Origin of the sequence: Metabacillus arenae (assembly GCF_014773385.1) — a bacterium.
In the GTDB taxonomy this organism is placed as follows: Bacteria; Bacillota; Bacilli; order Bacillales; family Bacillaceae; genus Metabacillus_D; species Metabacillus_D arenae.
The window spans coordinates 84,503-102,583 of sequence record NZ_JACXAI010000018.1 but is presented as its reverse complement, the minus strand read 5'-3'; the positions used below and the strand labels follow the sequence as shown (position 1 = coordinate 102,583).

Here is an 18,081-nt window from a genome sequence, read left to right as displayed (position 1 = left end):
TTTATAACATTCCTTTCGTTGAAGGAACTCCCTTCACTCTTGGATCAATTGTTGTCGCTTCATCTAATGCTCTTGCCATTGCTTTAAAAATCGCTTCAATAATATGGTGAGTATTATGTCCGTAGTGGACAATGACATGCAAATTCATCCGTGCTTCTAGAGCAAATTTCCATAAAAACTCGTGGACCAATTCTGTATCGAACGTACCAACCCGTTTACTAGGCAGCTCAGCGCGGAACTCTAAATGAGGACGGTTGCTTAAATCCACGACCACTTGAGCCAGAGCCTCATCCATTGGTACAAAGGCTTGGCCGTATCTTTTTATACCGTGTTTATCGCCAAGTGCACGGATAAACGCTTGACCAAGACAGATTCCCATGTCTTCTGTCGTATGATGATCATCAATTTCCACATCACCTTGTGCCTGAATCTGCAAATCAAACTTTCCGTGTTTCGCAAATAAGTCAAGCATATGGGTCATAAATGGAACCCCAGTTTCTAAATGAGAATTCCCTTCTCCATCAATTCCCAGTTGAAGGGAAATATTTGTTTCATTGGTTACTCGGTTAACTTCCGCCTCTCTTGTCATAACTATGAGTCCTCCTTTAGTCTCTCTTCGATCGCTCGAGCATGAGCTTCTAAGCCTTCTAAACGGGCAAAGCTTGCTATTTTTGCAGCATTTTCTGTAAATGCCTCTTTACTGTATGCAATAATGCTGGATTTTTTTACAAAGTCGTCTAAATTGAGCGGACTTGAAAACCTGGCCGTCCCATTAGTTGGCAGCACATGATTAGGTCCCGCAAAATAATCCCCTACTGGCTCTGAGCTGTATCTACCTAAGAAGATGGCACCTGCATGTTTAACTAATGGCAACACCTCATATGGTGAACTAGTCATAACCTCCAAATGCTCCGGTGCCAGCTCATTCACAGCATTTATGGCTTCCTCTAATCCTTCTGCCACATAAATTTGTCCGAACTGTTCAACCGATGCCTTTGCAATCTCTTTTCTCGGCAATGTTTCAAGCTGTTTCTCAACCTCAGCCTTTACAGCTTCAGCAAGCTGAATAGAAGGCGTAACCAGTACACTTGAAGCAAGCTTGTCATGTTCAGCCTGAGACAGCAAATCGGCTGCTATTTCATTTGGCATGGCTGTTTCGTCTGCTAAAACCACAATTTCACTAGGTCCAGCAATCATATCTATATCGACCGTTCCAAATACCTGGCGCTTAGCTAGAGCTACATAGATATTACCGGGACCTACGATTTTATCAACAGCCTTTATCGATTCAGTCCCATAAGCTAGAGCAGAGATCGCTTGTGCTCCTCCCACTTTGTAAATCTCCTTCACACCAAGCTCATTAGCAGCTATGAGTACTCCTGATGGCAATTTACCATCTTGATTCGGAGGACTTACCAGGACGATCCGCTCTACACCGGCCACTTGAGCAGGAATAACATTCATTAAGACGGATGAAGGATATGCAGCGGTTCCCCCGGGGACATAGACCCCTACTGCATCAAGAGGTGTTATTTTCTGGCCAAGCATTGTTCCATCCTCGCGATGGTAAAACCAAGATTCCTTTTTCTGCTTTGCGTGGTATTCGCGAATGTTATTCGCCGCCTGTTTAATTACAGCTACCAGGCTTTCATCTAATTGTTGATACGCTTCGTCGATTTCTTGCTTCTGGACTACCAATTCTCTTAAAGCGACTCGATCAAATTTTTCAGTATAATGAAAAAGAGCCTGATCTCCTCTTTCCCGAACGTCTTCTACAATGTTATAAACATCAGCCCTCTGCTTGGAGGTTCCCGAATCAAGCGATCGTCTTAAAGATAATTTTTGATCTATTAGCCTGGTAATGTTCATTTACAAGTTCACCTCTTCATTTCCATCTACAACTAGAGAGAGGCGTTCGACAAGCTCGTCGATTTGGAGGTCTTTCATACGGTAGCTGACTGGATTCACAATTAATCTTGAAGTAATATTGCAAATTCTCTCTAATTCCACAAGTCCATTTTCCTTTAGCGTTCTTCCTGTAGAAACGATATCAACTATCCTGTCCGCGAGACCGATTAGAGGCGCAAGCTCGATTGATCCGTTTAATTTGATAATCTCTACCTGCTCGCCTTGCTCTCTGAAATAGCTGGAAGCAACAGAAGGATACTTTGTCGCTACTTTTGGAGCAACATCTGTGATCTTTGCACCAGGAAGGCCTGCAACGGCCAAGTAGCAAGCGCTGATTTTCAGATCCAGCACTTCATAAACATCTCTTTCTTCCTCAAGCATGACGTCTTTTCCAGCAATGCCAATATCCGCCACCCCATGCTCAACATATGTAGTCACATCCATGGGCTTTGCCAAAATAAAGCGGATATTCTCTTCAGGCACATCTAATATAAGCTTTCTTGAATCATCAAATTCAGGAGGAAGCCGATAACCAGCTTGACGAAGGAGATCAGCCGCTTCTTCAAAGATTCTTCCTTTTGGCATCGCAATCGTTAAACTACTCATCCCTCTCCTCCTTTCTGGATCCAATAAAATAATTAACATCCGCGAATTTTTTCGTAAAAGCATCAATGTTTTGGACTCCGCTTATATCCTGCATCACAACATTATTATCTTTCAAACGAAGGTTTGAAGCGAATTCCATAGCCTCCGAACGGCGCTCCTGACTAAATAGGACACAATGAATCATCTTTAACTCTGCTTTGTCATCTAATGCTTCCATTAAGCGGTCCAAATGAATCCCAAAGCCAGTTGCTGGCGCACCCTTTTCAAACTGTGCAAACAGCCTGTCATACCTGCCGCCATTTCCTAATAAAAAGCCAATATTATCAGCATACACTTCAAAAAGAACACCAGTATAGTAGCTCATATGGCTTACCAGATTTAAATCAAGCTTCACATAATCAGAAAGGCCGAAATCATCAAGAATGCCCCATAAGCTTGTAAGCTCTCCAAGCGCTTCAAGCCCAGCCTGTGTCGTTACCAGCTCTTTTGCATCCGCTAATTTTTCAACTCCGCCTCGAAGCTGAAGCAGTTTTAAAAGCCGCTGCCTATCGATAGAAGATAAGGGCAAGGATTTCACATGTTCACGGTAGCCCACATAGTTTTTCTCATAAAGATATCTTCGGAGTACTTCAGCACGATCCTCATTCCCAAGCACTTCTCCAAATAAAGCATTGGCAAACCCAATATGGCCGATCGCAATTTTAAAATTCTTTAATCCTGTATCCTTTAAGGTAGAAATTAATAGTCCAATGACCTCGGCATCTGCACTTGTAGTAGCATCTCCAATTAATTCAATCCCGACTTGCTCAAATTCTGCAGGACGTCCTCCTTCTCTTTGTTGAGCCCGGAAGACATTTGCTTCGTAGGCTAAACGAACAGGATACTGTTCATTATATAATCTTGATGCAGCTACCCGTGCAATCGGTGCAGTCATGTCCGGCCGCAGCACCAGGGTATGTCCTTGTTGATCCAGCAGCTTAAAAAGCTGTTGATCCAAAATAGCTGATTGAACACCAACTGTTTCATAAAATTCTAATGTAGGGGTTTCTAAAAATTGATATCCCCATTTTCCAATCACACCAGTCATCTTTTCACGCACTTGCTTTTTTCGTTCATATAAAGAAGGCAGTGTGTCTCTCATTCCGAGAGGCTTTTCAAACATAAACACGTTAGGGCACCTCCGCACTATATTGTGATTTTTACTATTACCTGAGTTGGTTATTTCTCTAAATGTTGCTGCATTCGTCTCTTAAGTTCAGAGGTTAGATGAGAGTCTAGAAGCGATCGGCGATTTCACCGACCTGTCTTTATTTAAAGTTACTAGCTAAAACCTCTTATTAGAGATTATTTAATAGTTCTGAATCCTTTAGTTCGCTAATATGTTACCATACTACCAAAATAAAGATCTAACTTCAAGTAAAACTTTGTAAATTTTTGATTACATAAATTTCTACTCTATTTAAGTGTTTTCCTTTTTGAGGAAGTTAATCACGCGGTAAAGAAATCAGAAAAAGGTTATGTTTAATGCACGCTTTTAATAGTACAATCTTGCCGTGAAAATAACGAAGTTTCGATGAAGGTGGAGGTGGATTATCCAAATCCTCTTTATACGAGCCAGGTGCAACTTTCTTGCGCGAACAGCTGTATGAACCAATTACCCCTTATATGAGCCAGATACAACTTTTTTGCGCGTAGCCCTCATGCTGGGTGATTTGAGCCAGATTCAATATTTGTAATCCAAGTCACAGAGTTTGGTATCGAGTTCTCAACATACTCTGTCAGGTTTTCAAACAATCAGGTCTTAAAACGAAAAGCGCAGAGCGCCCGCCTATCTGCGACAAGCACCAGGCAAGCAGGCATGAAGGTTGTTCTTTAACCTTCTTGACGGATTAACTTGTGACCTCGAGCCGATGGCGCTCGGAGCTGGACAAAGATAACGTTCTTTATCACGTTAATACTTTAACTAACTTAAACTTCTTAATTGATTAAAAAGACCGCCTATCGGTTGGATAAGCGGTCTGTGTCTGTATTAACTGTATTCAACTAAAACCCAGTCTCTCACTGCTGCATTCTTATTTAATTGAACCCTTCATAACCCCGCTGATAATCCACTTTTGCGCAAAGATATAAACTATAATCATTGGTGCTAAAGCCATTAAATAGGAGGCAAAGGCAAGGTTATAATTTGTGCTAAATTGTGTCTGGAATATATATTGAACTAATGGCAATGTGGCCGCATCTTGATCACTCAATAATACAAGCGGGAGCAAGAAGTCATTCCAGGCACCTAAACAGGTAATAATTGCAACTGTAGCATTCATTGGAGCTAGTAATGGAAAAATTACTCGCCAAAATACGCCCCAGGTACTTGCACCATCCATGATTGCCGCCTCTTCAAGCTCTTTTGGTATCGAACGAATATAACCTACGTAAATAAAAATATTAAACGATAGATTGAACACGATGTAAAGAAAGATTAATCCAACAAGATTATCCATACCCCATAAGCTCGTTTGCTTTACAATTGGCAGCATAATAATAGGAAACGGGATGAACATAGCGCTGACAAAATAGTAAAACATGAATTTATAAAATTTCTTATGCATGTTCCGAGCAATGACATAAGAGACTAGTGAGTTGGTAAGAACAGTAAAGATGACAACAAAAAAAGTAACAAATGCACTATTTTTAAATGCATTAAAGAAGTTAGTCATCTCAATCGCTTTTGCAAAGTTGTCCAGAGACCATGACTGCGGCAGGGCTAACAGGTTACCAGCCATTTCTTGAGGAGTTTTAAAGGCAATCGTAATAGTTAAATACAAGGGCACTAGGATTGCCAAGGAACCTATCATTAATAGAATTGTAACAGGCCAGTTTGTTTGTTTGTTCATCATTAGCTCTCCACCTCTCTCTTCTCTAGAAACCTGAGCTGCATGACTGAAATGACAATGATAACGATAAAATAGATGACGGCATTTGCAGATTGATAGGCGAACTGTCCGCCTTCAAAGCCTCCGCGGTAAATAAGCAATGAAATAGACTCAGTAGAAGTACCAGGCCCTCCTCCTGTTAAGGCTACAATTTGGTCAAATACCATGAGAAAGCCTTTCATAGCTAGCACCATGTTGATAGTGAAAAATGGAGCGATCAACGGGAAGGTGATTTTCCAGAACTTTGTCCACATTCCTGCGCCATCAATGCTTGCTGCTTCATATAAATCCTCGGAGATTGTAACAAGGCCGGCTAAATATAAAATTGTGTTAAAGGCAACCGCTTGCCAAACTGCTACAATAACAATGCCGATCCAGGCAAGGTCAGGATCACCAAGAATATTCCTTGATAATACTTCAATCCCCCATCCGCTACCTACGTCAGGAAGGAAATGTGTAAATATAAAGTTAAAAATAAAGCCAACAATTAAAATGCTTAGAATGTATGGTAAAAAATATACAGCACGAAGCGTCTTATGAAATTTTATTTTTGAGTTTAAGCCTATTGCAATGGCCATGCTGATTACATTCACAATAATTGTAGAAATAATTGCAAATTTAAATGTGAAAATATAAGCATCTAAAGCACGTTCATCTTGAAAAACATTTAAATAATTTTTTAAACCAACAAAATTCCAAGTCCCGTATCCCTTCCAATCCGTGAAGCTATAAAAAACCCCTTGCAAAGCAGGATAGGTGTGAAAAACAAAGAAGAGGACCAATGCAGGAATGGCAACCATCATATACATTCGATTTTTCTTATTCATCTTTTTCCAACTCCTTGTTACCAAATTAATGGCGGACTCATCATTCGTCATTTTTCATACGAAATGGCTTCATGTTTCCAAATGAACCTCTTCTAATAACGATCTTGAATTTTATCCCACTCACGATCCATTTTCTTCAAGAACGGTTTTTTGTCTTTCTGAATAAGAAACGCTTGGACTAGATTTTCAGCACCCATCCCAGCAGGGTAGTAATGATCAGGGAAACTAGTAATCTGATCCTCTTCAAAATATTTCTTGATTCCATCGAAAATAGGATCTTCCTGAAGAACCCCCTCTATTGCTGAGAAAGCCTTTTGTTCCTCAATATAACGCTGTGCGGCTTCCTTCTTCATCATAAATTCAATAAATTTCATGGCTTCTTCTTTATGTTCTGAATCCTTGCTCATCGTTAGTAAAGCATCCACTCCTGATACTAATTTGTTTTCTTCAGGATTATTGGAAACAGGCATCGGGAAAACACCGAGCTCCATTTCCGGGTTTGATTTTAATACTTCAGGAATTGCCCAGTTACCTTGGATATACATAACTCCTTCACCATTTGCAAAAGCGTTGTTTCCATCAAGGTAGGGAATTCCAAAGTTATCCTTGTGACCATAATTGATCAAAGTAAGCATTTTATCTGCCGCTTCATCATAAGACTCGACAAATGTTGTCTCTCCATTATTTTTCTTCTCAGCAAAATCCTCTCCAGCCTCAATAGCTCCCAGTGCATTCCAAGCAATCATTCCTGTCCATGCATCTTTTAAGGTGAAAAAGATAGGGATTTCTCCAGCTTGTTTTGACTTGTCTAGTATGGCTATGAATTCATCCCATGTTTTAGGTACTGTTAAACCGAGCTCTTCAAACTTTTTCTTATTGTAGATCACAGTGTTCGCGTTGGTTGCATAGGGAAGCCCATAAATGCCATCTTTCTCAGGTCCAACCAAACGAGCGATCATATCAAGATAAGAGGGTTGAATTTTTTTCGGCAGCTCCGTTTCTGAAAAATCAGCTAACATATCCACTTTTGCCAATTCCCCGTAAGTAGCATTGCCGGAAATTGACATTAAATCAGGAATATCATTTTTAACCAACCGTGTTTTCAAAACAGTTTCTGCTTGAGGAGGGGCATCAAGTTGAATATTAATGTTTGGATTTTCCTCCTCAAATTCCTTGATTAACCCTTTATAAGTTTCAATACTCTCGGATTTATTAGAAAAAAGGGTTAATGTTACTTTACCTTCATTATCATCGCCTGGAGATGAACACCCCGCTATGATGGAAGCAACAATTAGCAAAGTCAAAATACTAGCAGCTGTTTTTTTAAACATAATTTACCTCCTAAATTTTTAATTTAGTTACCTTTATCGTAAACGTTTACTTTTCGGATTAAATGAATCCTTATTAATACTCAGTTTGTAGAACTTATTTAGTAAACGTTTACGTAATGAACCGAGAGATGACTAGTTGGTCTCTCTTTTGATCACACTTTCTCGGTCAACAATCTGATGGGGCATAATTCTGCTTTCTACTGCCTGGTTATTTTCCAGCATGTTAAAAATCATTTTGACTGCCATTTCTCCCATTTCATATAATGGCTGTGCGACAGAGGTAAGTGGGGGAATGGACATTGCAGCCATTTTTAAATTGTCATAACCAATGATGGACAGCTCTTCAGGAACTTTGATTCCTAACTTGTACGCTTTAAATATGGCGCCGATTGCCATCTCATCACTCGCAGCAAAGACTGCTGTTAAATTTGGTGATTTTTTTATCAACATCTCCAAACCATCAATGCCATCCTGATAACGGAACCCCTTACAATAAGCGATTTGATCTTCTGTAAAAGGGATGTTGTAATCATTTAATGCATTTTTAAATCCAGTTATTCGCAGATAGCCTGCAACTTTATCGTTTTTATTTCCACTAATCATTCCAATTTGGTTATGCCCATGCTTAATTAAGTATTGGGTTGCAGAGTATGCAGCATGAGTATCACTCACTTTTACATAAGGCACAGGATGTGCATATGATTCAGTTGCCAATAGGACGAGAGGGACATTCATTTTCTTAATATATTCGTAATATTCATTTGTTAATATTTCACTCGTAAAAATAATTCCATCTATCCGTTTCTCATTTAAGAGCCTTAAATAATTCATCGTTTTTGATTTAGTATGGCAAACAATGACACTTGAGCCTGCTTCATGAGCGGCATTTTCAACCCCATTCAAGATGTCCGTTACTAGCATACTTGATAATTCCGGAAACAATACTCCGATTGTATGGGTACGTTTATTAATTAAACCTCTCGCGATCGCATTTGGATGATAGCCTAATTCTTCAATTGCTTGGAGAACCTTTTTCTTCGTTTTTTCTGAATAGCCTGTTTGATTATTTACAATCCGTGAAACCGTAGCGATCGAAACATTAGCTTTCTTGGCTACATCTTTGATAGTATAGGTCATTTTCCGCCTACCTTCTTTCAGAAGTTAGATATCAGAGGTGGAAATTGATGAGATCGGCGAAAGGCCGATTTTTTTGTCAAAGACCACTATATTACTTGAAATTTTTAGTAAAGCAAAAGAGAAAACGTTTACGTAATTAGATTATCATAAGGCGAAAGCCCTTTCAACTGTTTTCAGAATTTTTTTGATTGTAAGGAAATCGAAAAGAGAAAATGATCCTGCTCCCCTGCAAAGAAGTCCTTAGAAGATATTTTGGTGGATATTTTTAGAGTTAATCATGTATTGTATTTATATACATACTGATGGAACTAAATTTCTATCAAAGGCTTTCGAGGTGTGGAAGATGCTAAAAGAACGCGACTTTATGCTTTTAAACAACAAATGGATCATATGGTTTTTGATTTTATTGATTACGGTGATATGGGGATATGCATGGGTTCTCATGAAAGCCTCCCTTCAATTTATGGGGCCGTTTACTTTTTCTGCGCTTCGATTTGGAGTCGGCAGCTTAACATTGCTCATCATCCTTTTTGTGATGGGAGGTGGAGTGCCGCCGAAAAAGCAATTGAAACACTTGATCATTGTAGGACTTTTACAAACGACAATTGTCTTTTTACTTGTCATGTATGGCCTTCGCTTTGTAGACGCTGGCAAATCATCTGTTCTTTTATATTCAATGCCGATTTGGAGCAGCCTGCTTGCTGCTAATATCCTTAAAGAAAAGATTTCAAACAGGAAAGTATTAGGCCTGTCATTAGGTATTATTGGACTTTTTGCGATTTTAGGATGGGATGTTTTGATCGACCAAAATCCAGGAAAAATCTTTGGTGAACTGTTAATCGTACTTGCCGCACTTTCCTGGGGTGGCTCAAATGTTTACTATCGTCTTAAGCTTAAAAATGCGAATGGGTTGCAAGTTACCGCCTACCAAATGTTTTTCGGAACAGTCGGGATCATAATTGCTGCTTTTTTCATGGAATGGGGTCAGCCTATACATATAACCCCGCTCAGTATTTATTACATTTTATTCACAGGTGTTTTAGCATCTGCTCTTTGTTTTGCCATTTGGTTTCTACTTCTTCGGGTTATTGACACGGTGACGGCTACATTACCTACTTTACTAGTTCCGGTATTCGGATTATTTTTTGGCTCGCTTCTTTTAAATGAAAAGCTGACGCTCAATATTATCATTGGGTCCGCTCTTATACTGGCCGGTGTCATTATTCCGCTATTTTTTAGGAAAGAGAAAAAAAGACTTCTCGTTCGACAGATGCTAAATTAAGTACTCTTTCAAAAAACCGCTAATCCAATGGATCAGCGGTTTCTCGTGTGGCCATTTCTTCTTTTGTATAAATCACCTTCATCGGGTTACCGCCGACGAAGGTTCCTGCGGGCACGCTTTTATGGACAAGTGTTCCTGCTGAAACAATTGCTCCGTCTCCAATTTCTACACCAGGAAGGATCGTTGTGTTTGCGCCGATTAGTACTTCATCACCAATGACAACATCTCCGAGCCGGTATTCCTGTATTAAATATTCATGCGCTAAAATCGTCGTGTTATACCCGATAACAGAATTCCGCCCGACTTTAATTTTCTCTGGAAACATAATGTCCAGCATAACCATTAGGGCAAAGGAAGTCTTGTCTCCAACTTTCACTCCCAGAAAAGTCCGGTACAGCCAATTTTTCATACCAAGTAATGGTGTGTACCTTGCCATTTGGATAACAATGAAATTTTTAGCAACTTTCCAAAACGGGACCGTTTTGTATATATGCCAAAGGGAATTAGCACTATTAACGGGATAGCGAGTTGTTTTTCTCACATTATTCCACTCCAACGATTTTTAACAAATCACTCATTTTGCCGAGCATATAATCTGGTTTATATCCTGCCAAATACTCCTGTCCTTTGATTGTCCAAGCTACTCCAGCTGTCTGTGTTCCTGCATTTTTGCCTGAAACAATATCATGGTGGTTATCCCCAACCATAATTGCTTCCTCAGGTGAGGAGCCAAGCTGTTTTAAGGCAAGTAAAACAGGTTCAGGGTGGGGTTTAGCGTTCTCAACATCGTCTAGCGTAACAACTACGTCAAAAAATTGATCGAGTTTCGTTAATTTTAATCCCATATTAACGGTATCCCTCAGTTTGGTCGTCACGATTCCTAGTTTGAATCCTTTTTCATGCAGCATTTGAACCGTTTCATATACCGTTTCAAATTCTGTAACAAGGACGTCATGCTGCTCATGATTATATTTTCTATAAGCATCAATCATCTCTTGAACTCTAGTTGCATCAATTCCAGTAAACGTTTCATACAATGGGGGTCCTATAAATGGAAGAACATCCTCCCTTTTGTATCTTTCAGGATAATAAGTATTTAGTGTGTTTAAAAATGATTCAATGATCAGCTCATTTGTATTAATTAATGTTCCATCTAAATCAAAAAGGAGTGTGTTAATTTTCATAAGTTGCTTCCTTTCGTGTTATATGCCTTGGCCTTTTCCAAACAAAAGCTATTGCCATTGTCAACAGGATAGCTGTTACAACCCGGATAATTAATAATGGGATGACTGGAATGCCAAGAGGTATAAAGACAAGAGTATCTTCAACTACAGCATGGCAAGAGACAAGAAAAATAAAGGCCAGCGTTAAATCCTTTTTGCTTACCCCATCCTCTTTCACGGCTTGTATCATAACCCCTGCTCCATAGGCTAAACCGATCGTTAAGCCTGCAACCAATGTCATCGATGTGTTCTCTTTCATTCCAAGTGATCTTGTAACCGGCGCCATCCATCTGGAAAAAACATGAAGCCAGCCTAGATCTTTCATAAATTGAATAATAATCATGAGCGGAATAACAATCGCAGCCAATTGAACGACCCCAAGTCCCGCCTTTGTTACTCCTTCGACCATGATTTCTCCCCAGCCTGATGACTCAGTAGAAGATGAAGAAATAAACCCGTACTGTGCTTGTTCCTGACCGCCTTGCCATACAAGGTTAATAATGATAGCAGAGGTAAACGCTAATCCAATGCGAACAGCAAGGATAACCCATAACTTGATGCCTACCTTTGCGGCAACAGTAGATTCAATAATTAAATTATGAGAAAAAGATAGCATAACAGCTAAAATAAAGACTTCTTTTACCGCTAAATCAAGGGTTAAAATACCAGCTATTCCGGCATATAGATTAAGAAAGTTTCCTAATACTAATGGAATAGCAGCCTCCCCTGGAAGTCCTAGAATTCCCATAAACGGTGTAATGAAATGAACAATCCAATCAAGCACTGGTGTATATCTCAGCAAAGTCACAATCAGAGTGATAGGAAAAATCACTTTTCCAAGCGTCCATGTTGTTTGCAGACCTGCCTTCAGACCCTTTATGAGACTTTCTTTCAATATGATCTCCCCTTAATTACTGCTATCTAAATAGCGTGTTTTTGCTTGACCGCTCATACGTCTATATATGATTAGTGCTAAAGCTATTACTATCAAACCAATGGACATCACTTGAGCAATACGAAGCGACTCCAGCATTAGGCTGTCTGTTCTCATCCCTTCAATAAAGAAACGGCCGATAGAGTACCAGATGACATAAGAAAGAAATAACTCGCCCTGCTTAAGATTCACACGGCGTAATGCCATTAATATGATAAATCCAACTAAATTCCAAAGAGATTCATATAGAAATGTTGGATGATAATATTGCCCGTCGATAAACATTTGATTGATGATAAAATCTGGTAAAAATAACCCCTCTAGAAAATCACGTGTTACAGCTTCGCCGTAAGCTTCCTGATTGATGAAGTTACCCCAGCGGCCAATCGCCTGCCCTAAAATAATGCTTGGTGCTGCGATATCAACTAACTTCCAAAAAGATAGTTTTTTGACCTTTGCAAAAATAAAGCCAGTCAATATAGCTCCAATCAAACCCCCATGGATAGCTAATCCACCATTCCAAATTTTAATAATTTCACCTGGATTTTGTGAATAGTAATCCCATTCAAAAATGACATAATAAGCCCGGGCACAAATAATGGCAATGGGAATTGCGATTAAAACAGCATCCACAAATGTATCTGGATGAAGCCCCCTTCTTTTTCCTTCACGTACTGCAAGCCATAAGCCTAAAAGTGCAGCTAACCCGATAATCACACCATACCAATGAATCTGGATTGGTCCAAGATCAAGAGCAATTGGATTTAAAGGCTGTATGTTTTCTTCCATAGTTTCATCTCCTTTGAACGAATAGTGTATGCGACTTGAATGGCCCATATAGTAATGCTCTACGCAAGTAAGCCGTTATGAGGCAGGCACTTAAGCTAGTTGCTTTCTTCCTTTAATTCAAAATTCAGCGAAATAATGATCAATGTTCCCCATCTTCGATAACATCAGCCAATTTATTTGTAAATTGCTCTGCCGCATTTAATCCCATCCGTTTCAAGCGGAAATTCATAGCTGCAACCTCAATAATAACAGCTAAATTTCGTCCAGGACGAACTGGAACCGTTAATTTTGTCACTTCCGTATCAATAATCTTCATTTTCTCTTCTTCAAGACCGAGACGATCATATTGCTTGCTTTGATCCCACAGCTCAAGATTAATCACAAGTGTAATCCTTTTAAAGCTTCGAACTGCTCCCGCTCCAAATAAAGTCATCACATTGATTATTCCAAGTCCTCTTATTTCGAGGAGATGTTCAATTAATTCTGGAGCATTTCCAATCAATGTATCTTGATCCTCCTGGCGTATCTCAACACAATCATCTGCCACTAATCGGTGACCGCGTTTCACAAGCTCGAGAGCTGTTTCACTTTTTCCCACTCCGCTTTTACCCATGATTAACACGCCGACACCGTATATATCTACCAACACACCGTGAATCGCTGTAGTTGGAGCCAGTTTGCTTTCCAAAAAATTCGTCAAACGGCTCGAAAGTCTTGATGTTTTTAAAGGAGATCGAAAAACTGGAACCCCCTTTTCTTCAGCAGCCAAGGCCAGCTCTTCAGGAACCTCCATCTCACGCGAAATAATAATTGCCGGAGTAACCTCTGTACAAAGCTGGTCCATTCTCGATCTTTTCTCTGCTGGAGAGAGTTTGGAAAAAAAAGATAGTTCTGTTTTTCCAAGCACTTGTACACGATCCTCAGGATAATATGTAAAATAACCCGCCATCTCTAAACCAGGCCTGGATAAATCACTCGTCATTATAGGACGGTCGATTCCTTCCTCCCCAAATAGCAATTCCAAGTTTAACTCTTTCATTAAATCTTTCGTACGTACCTTTGCCACAAAGAGATCCTCCTTTTTTCCATCAAAAACAAAAAATTTCATTCACCCACTATTTTAGCACTTTTCCGTGAGAAGAATAAATAGTTTAGAAAAAGACGAGAAGGACATAAAAGCATGTTCATAGTCACTTTTTATTGATGAGATGGTTATTCCAATTAAATCTAATTACTTTATCCAATTAATGGGATATGAGAACGTGTCGATTACATCACAATCCTTTAAAAGCGTAACATTGTATTCAACCCCTGCCAATACCTTACTTTCTTTCCTTTGGTTTCCACCTATTCAAACAGAAAGATAATTTAATGATATAGGAATAATCAAGCGAAAAATTTACCCTTCAAATCAACAACTCAAGTGTTATATATCATAAGAAATGAAACCACAATTAAAATATTTGAAAAACAGCCGTACTCATAGTAACAAGCTTTTCGGGATAGAAGGGCTGGGAGCGGTGGGAAAAACAGATTAATAAAGAGAGAGTAATACATACATGTTTTTTTAAAAATGGGAGACAATCTTTGTGTTTTACCTCAATTTTTCAGTGGTTATGACTTTGGGAGCTGCGGAAAAGTTCACATTCTATATAATCAGCCTATCTTATGAGGCAGCATCCTCTAGTTTAGAATTGGGTTGCTGCCTTTTTTATTTTATAGTTTTAAAAAATTGTTATCTTTTATAAATTTAAACATCTTTTGGATGTAAATTCCCTTTCTGTTTTAAAAGGAAAAAAGACTTAGTAGTATTAAAAAGAACTACTTAAGCACCGTTATTCTTCCTTCTACATCCGCTTGAATTACCTTAAGAGACTTGGCATACTCGATTAATACCTCTGCATCTGTCCGTGCATTTTCTTCCGCGACGATTGTTTCACTTCCGTTAAAGTTAAATCCATCACCGTTGTTATACATATAACTTGGCATTGCAACGAGATAGTCTTTATTTGGAAGAAGAGGTTCTTGGTTAACTAAGACTTCTGTCACTCGTTCTCCAACAGAATTTTCAGGATGATAGGAATACTTCACTCCTGAAACCTGTAAAAAACCACCGGCTTGATTTTCAACTTTTGAAACACCATTTTCCAGGGCAGCTCGGATCGTTTCGCCTTTTATAGATGCGAGCACGACTTTATTTCGAAAAGGGAGGATTGAATAAGCGTCCCTAAGCGTAAAGTTTCCAGAATCGACGCTTGAACGGATACCGCCGCCCATCATAAATCCTATATCAGCCTTGTAAAATGCGCGGTAGCTGTCAGCCACAAAATTTCCGATATTTGTTTCCTGGTATCTTGATTCGTGATTTTCACCATACAAGAGCGGTGTTTCAAGCTTGGCAATCGTTTTACCTAATTCTTCGTCCAATTTGTTTTGATAATAGTCTGCAAATGCTTTCATCTTTGGATCTTCTGGCACCCTATTGTCTACTTCAAGTACCTCTGGCTGGATATTTATTTCCTTTTTTTGCTTATGGATATCGAGGCGTATAACAGAACCAATGTTTCCTTCAGGAGCTAATATAAAACGGTCTTCGTGAGGATAGATGAAAGATTGATCTTCCGCTTTTTCTTCTGTAAATACAACGTCAATTTCAGGAATAGCATCCAACAGTAATTTGTCTTTTTCAAGTGATTCCTGTGTTAAAGCAACAATGACATCAACCTTTTTTCTTTTCTTCATCTTTTTAACAGCTTTTTTTGCAGAGGAAATCAAATCCTGTTGAATAACACTCCCATCTTGAGTGGTTGTATGCATATCATCTGTCAGGCTGATAAAGCCAATTTTAATTCCCTTTACATTGTAAATTTTATATGTAGGGACTTCAGCAAAAGGATTTCCTTCAGCATCTGTTAAATTGGAGGATATCCATTGAAAATCTGATTTAGATACTAGATCATTGGTAATCTCTGAACCGAAATCAAAATCATGCTGGCCAAAGTTTGCAAGATCAATATTCATTTTGTTGAAAGCTTCAACGATTGGGTAACCCTGAAAAACACCACCGAAGAGAGTTCCTCCACCGAGATCTCCACCAAACGTCACAATCGTTTTTTTATTCTCTGCTCTAACCTTGTCAATAACCGTTTTAAGCCTTGCTACGCCGCCTCGGTCCCCATATGAATTCACAACTGGGCTGATTTCATGGGCGTCATTGAAATAAAGGATAGTTGCTTTTCTTGATTTTTCTTTTGCGCTTGCATCAGTTCCAATCCCTATCATGCTGAGGGTTAAAGCAATGGAAAAAACAATGACAAATATTCGCTTCATCTTACTCCTCCTTTATCACCTGTCAACTTAATTAATCTCGCAGCAAATAAAAATCTCAGATCAGTTTAAGTTTACATGAGGAATGTTAACCGAATATTAAAATAATTATAAAATAATGATCTAAGCCTTAAAAAACCTGGATCTTTCGATTTTATTCATAAAGGACCTCACTGCTGCTTGTAATTATTAAAGTGATGAGAAAGCATATCTTAGTGAACCGATTTCAAAGTATTCAAAAATATTGAGTAGTAGGTTGTTTGGGGAAGGGAAACAAGTACTAATCTATCCATAATTACTTGCCGCAAGGTCCTTTTATTAGCCGCCACTACCCGCTTTCTTTCCCAATCAACAAATTCATTGGCCGATTCTTTAAATTTATTTGCCAGTTGAGCAATTTTATTTTCCATTCCTAGATTTTATTGTCCAGACTAATCCTTTGTTGTCGGTATTGTCCTGATACTTGCCACAAACAACATGGATATAAAACTGTCAAATTATTATTTTACTTTCTTGGAAGATGTATATATTTGTTTTCTTTCGCTGCCCCCATCGTCTCTCCTTCTAACTAGTTTTTTGCATAGCTGCTCCATCCTTATAGCGAATAATAAGGAATCACTACAGAGTATGTAAAAAAACTATCAGAGCCTGTTTTTTTAAACAGGCTCTTTCATTTATTATGGACTTTAGTAAACGAGCGTTTAGACACATTAAAAGCAAATCACTGCTTTTCTTACTTCTTCAGGATAATTTTCAATAAACCGGATCGCTTCCTTCATTTCATCAATAGCAAAGGTATGGGTAATTAATCCGTCAGTGAGCAGCTTTTTGTTATTCATCCATTCTATCACCTTAGGAAACTGATTTGTTTGTAATCTTGACCCTACAATCGTCAATTCTTTTTTCGTAATCGGCAGCTGAGGGATACTTGAAGGACGTGTATCAAAACCAAGAAGGACGATGGTTCCCGCTGCTGAAGCTGCTTCAATGGAGACTTCAAAAGTTTGGGGAATACATACTGCATCAATGACAACATTTACCCCTTCCCCTTCTGTCCACCGCTTAACTTCTTCAATGATGTTTTTGCCTGACACATTTACGATTTCATCTGCACCCCATTTTTGCGCAAACGCAAGTCTTTCTTCATTTAAATCTGTTATCATTACCTTGGCCCCTAATAGCTTAGCGATTTTCAGACAGCATAAACCGATAGGACCGGCTCCGTGAATCAAAACCGTTTCACCTTCTTGCACATTCCCTCTCCAGTTTGCCTGGGCACCGATCGTAAATGGCTCAACTGTAACAGCTTCTTCCCATGCTAAATCAGAATCAACTTTGTGAAGAAGATTTTCAGGAACAACCAAGTATTCTTGCAGGCCGCCCTCTATGTGAACACCAAATACTTGTAATTTTTCACAAACATTTTTTCTGCCTTTGCGGCATGCGTAACATTCCCCGCACGAGATAATTGGTTCTAAAACTGCCTTATCTCCAATTTTAAACGTTTTGACATCATTTCCGGCAGCTTCTATCTCGCCGGTTACCTCATGCCCTATAATTCTTGGGTAGGTTGCAAGCGGATTTGTACCGTGAATAATATGCAAATCTGATCCGCAAATTCCTACCATCTTTATTTTTAGTAGTACTTCATTTGGTCTCTCTATTTCTGGTTTTGTCTCCTCAACAACTTGGAAATCCCCAGGGTTTATTACCTTTACTGCCTTCATTTTTTTCACCTCGTTGACCCGTACTAGGTACTTTGGGTACCTGGTACCGCCAATTTTTTT

Annotated in this window: 16 protein-coding genes; 1 reads left to right on the top strand and 15 read right to left on the bottom strand. The window is 39.1% G+C overall.

Annotated elements, in window-relative coordinates; all coding sequences use genetic code 11:
* Position 1 precedes the first annotated feature (1 nt).
* The 8 genes from hisB to IC621_RS14550 form a co-directional block, all read right to left on the bottom strand.
* Positions 2 to 589, bottom strand: a complete 588-nt coding sequence (gene hisB, locus IC621_RS14585) for an imidazoleglycerol-phosphate dehydratase HisB (RefSeq protein WP_191159053.1) — start codon at positions 587 to 589, stop codon at positions 2 to 4.
* 2 nt (positions 590 to 591) lie between these two features.
* Positions 592 to 1,869: a histidinol dehydrogenase gene (hisD, locus tag IC621_RS14580; protein WP_191159052.1), complete on the bottom strand. Its 1,278-nt coding sequence runs from the start codon at positions 1,867 to 1,869 to the stop codon at positions 592 to 594.
* The gene (hisG, locus tag IC621_RS14575) at positions 1,870 to 2,514 is read right to left on the bottom strand and encodes an ATP phosphoribosyltransferase (protein ID WP_191159051.1); all 645 of its coding nucleotides are present in this window, start codon (positions 2,512 to 2,514) and stop codon (positions 1,870 to 1,872) included.
* The gene (locus IC621_RS14570; RefSeq protein WP_191159050.1) at positions 2,507 to 3,682 is read right to left on the bottom strand and encodes an ATP phosphoribosyltransferase regulatory subunit; all 1,176 of its coding nucleotides are present in this window, start codon (positions 3,680 to 3,682) and stop codon (positions 2,507 to 2,509) included. The genes hisG and IC621_RS14570 overlap by 8 nt, the downstream gene beginning before the upstream one ends.
* A gap of 904 nt (positions 3,683 to 4,586) precedes the next feature.
* On the bottom strand, positions 4,587 to 5,405 hold the full coding sequence (locus tag IC621_RS14565; protein WP_191159084.1) for a carbohydrate ABC transporter permease: 819 nt from the start codon (positions 5,403 to 5,405) through the stop codon (positions 4,587 to 4,589).
* 2 nt (positions 5,406 to 5,407) lie between these two features.
* On the bottom strand, positions 5,408 to 6,271 hold the full coding sequence (locus IC621_RS14560; protein ID WP_191159049.1) for a carbohydrate ABC transporter permease: 864 nt from the start codon (positions 6,269 to 6,271) through the stop codon (positions 5,408 to 5,410).
* 92 nt (positions 6,272 to 6,363) lie between these two features.
* Positions 6,364 to 7,602 (bottom strand): ABC transporter substrate-binding protein, encoded by a 1,239-nt coding sequence (locus tag IC621_RS14555; protein WP_191159048.1) that lies wholly within the window; start codon positions 7,600 to 7,602, stop codon positions 6,364 to 6,366.
* A gap of 132 nt (positions 7,603 to 7,734) precedes the next feature.
* A complete protein-coding gene (locus IC621_RS14550; protein WP_224752550.1) occupies positions 7,735 to 8,760 on the bottom strand; it encodes a LacI family DNA-binding transcriptional regulator in 1,026 nt (341 codons plus the stop codon).
* A 322-nt stretch (positions 8,761 to 9,082) separates the two neighbouring features.
* On the opposite strand from IC621_RS14550, the gene IC621_RS14545 reads away from it, so the two are divergent.
* Positions 9,083 to 10,021 (top strand): DMT family transporter, encoded by a 939-nt coding sequence (locus tag IC621_RS14545; RefSeq protein WP_224752544.1) that lies wholly within the window; start codon positions 9,083 to 9,085, stop codon positions 10,019 to 10,021.
* A gap of 19 nt (positions 10,022 to 10,040) precedes the next feature.
* On the opposite strand, the gene IC621_RS14540 is transcribed toward IC621_RS14545, so the two are convergent.
* From IC621_RS14540 to IC621_RS14510, 7 genes are all read right to left on the bottom strand, one after another.
* Positions 10,041 to 10,562, bottom strand: coding sequence for an acyltransferase (locus tag IC621_RS14540; protein ID WP_191159046.1), 522 nt, complete (start codon positions 10,560 to 10,562; stop codon positions 10,041 to 10,043).
* Position 10,563: 1 nt separating this feature from the next.
* Positions 10,564 to 11,205 carry a pyrophosphatase PpaX gene (gene ppaX, locus IC621_RS14535; RefSeq protein WP_191159045.1) on the bottom strand — a complete coding sequence of 214 codons (642 nt, stop codon included), beginning with the start codon at positions 11,203 to 11,205 and terminating at the stop codon, positions 10,564 to 10,566.
* A complete protein-coding gene (locus IC621_RS14530; RefSeq protein ID WP_191159044.1) occupies positions 11,195 to 12,139 on the bottom strand; it encodes a nucleoside recognition domain-containing protein in 945 nt (314 codons plus the stop codon). Before IC621_RS14530 ends, ppaX begins: the two co-directional genes overlap by 11 nt.
* A 12-nt stretch (positions 12,140 to 12,151) precedes the next feature.
* Complete coding sequence (lgt, locus tag IC621_RS14525; protein WP_191159043.1) at positions 12,152 to 12,967, bottom strand: prolipoprotein diacylglyceryl transferase; 816 nt, start codon at positions 12,965 to 12,967, stop codon at positions 12,152 to 12,154.
* A 139-nt stretch (positions 12,968 to 13,106) separates the two neighbouring features.
* Positions 13,107 to 14,033 (bottom strand): HPr(Ser) kinase/phosphatase, encoded by a 927-nt coding sequence (gene hprK, locus IC621_RS14520; protein WP_191159042.1) that lies wholly within the window; start codon positions 14,031 to 14,033, stop codon positions 13,107 to 13,109.
* Positions 14,034 to 14,788: 755 nt separating this feature from the next.
* Positions 14,789 to 16,297 carry a bifunctional metallophosphatase/5'-nucleotidase gene (locus IC621_RS14515; protein WP_191159041.1) on the bottom strand — a complete coding sequence of 503 codons (1,509 nt, stop codon included), beginning with the start codon at positions 16,295 to 16,297 and terminating at the stop codon, positions 14,789 to 14,791.
* Between the two features lie 707 nt (positions 16,298 to 17,004).
* The gene (locus IC621_RS14510; protein WP_191159040.1) at positions 17,005 to 18,021 is read right to left on the bottom strand and encodes a zinc-binding alcohol dehydrogenase family protein; all 1,017 of its coding nucleotides are present in this window, start codon (positions 18,019 to 18,021) and stop codon (positions 17,005 to 17,007) included.
* Positions 18,022 to 18,081: the final 60 nt, after the last annotated feature.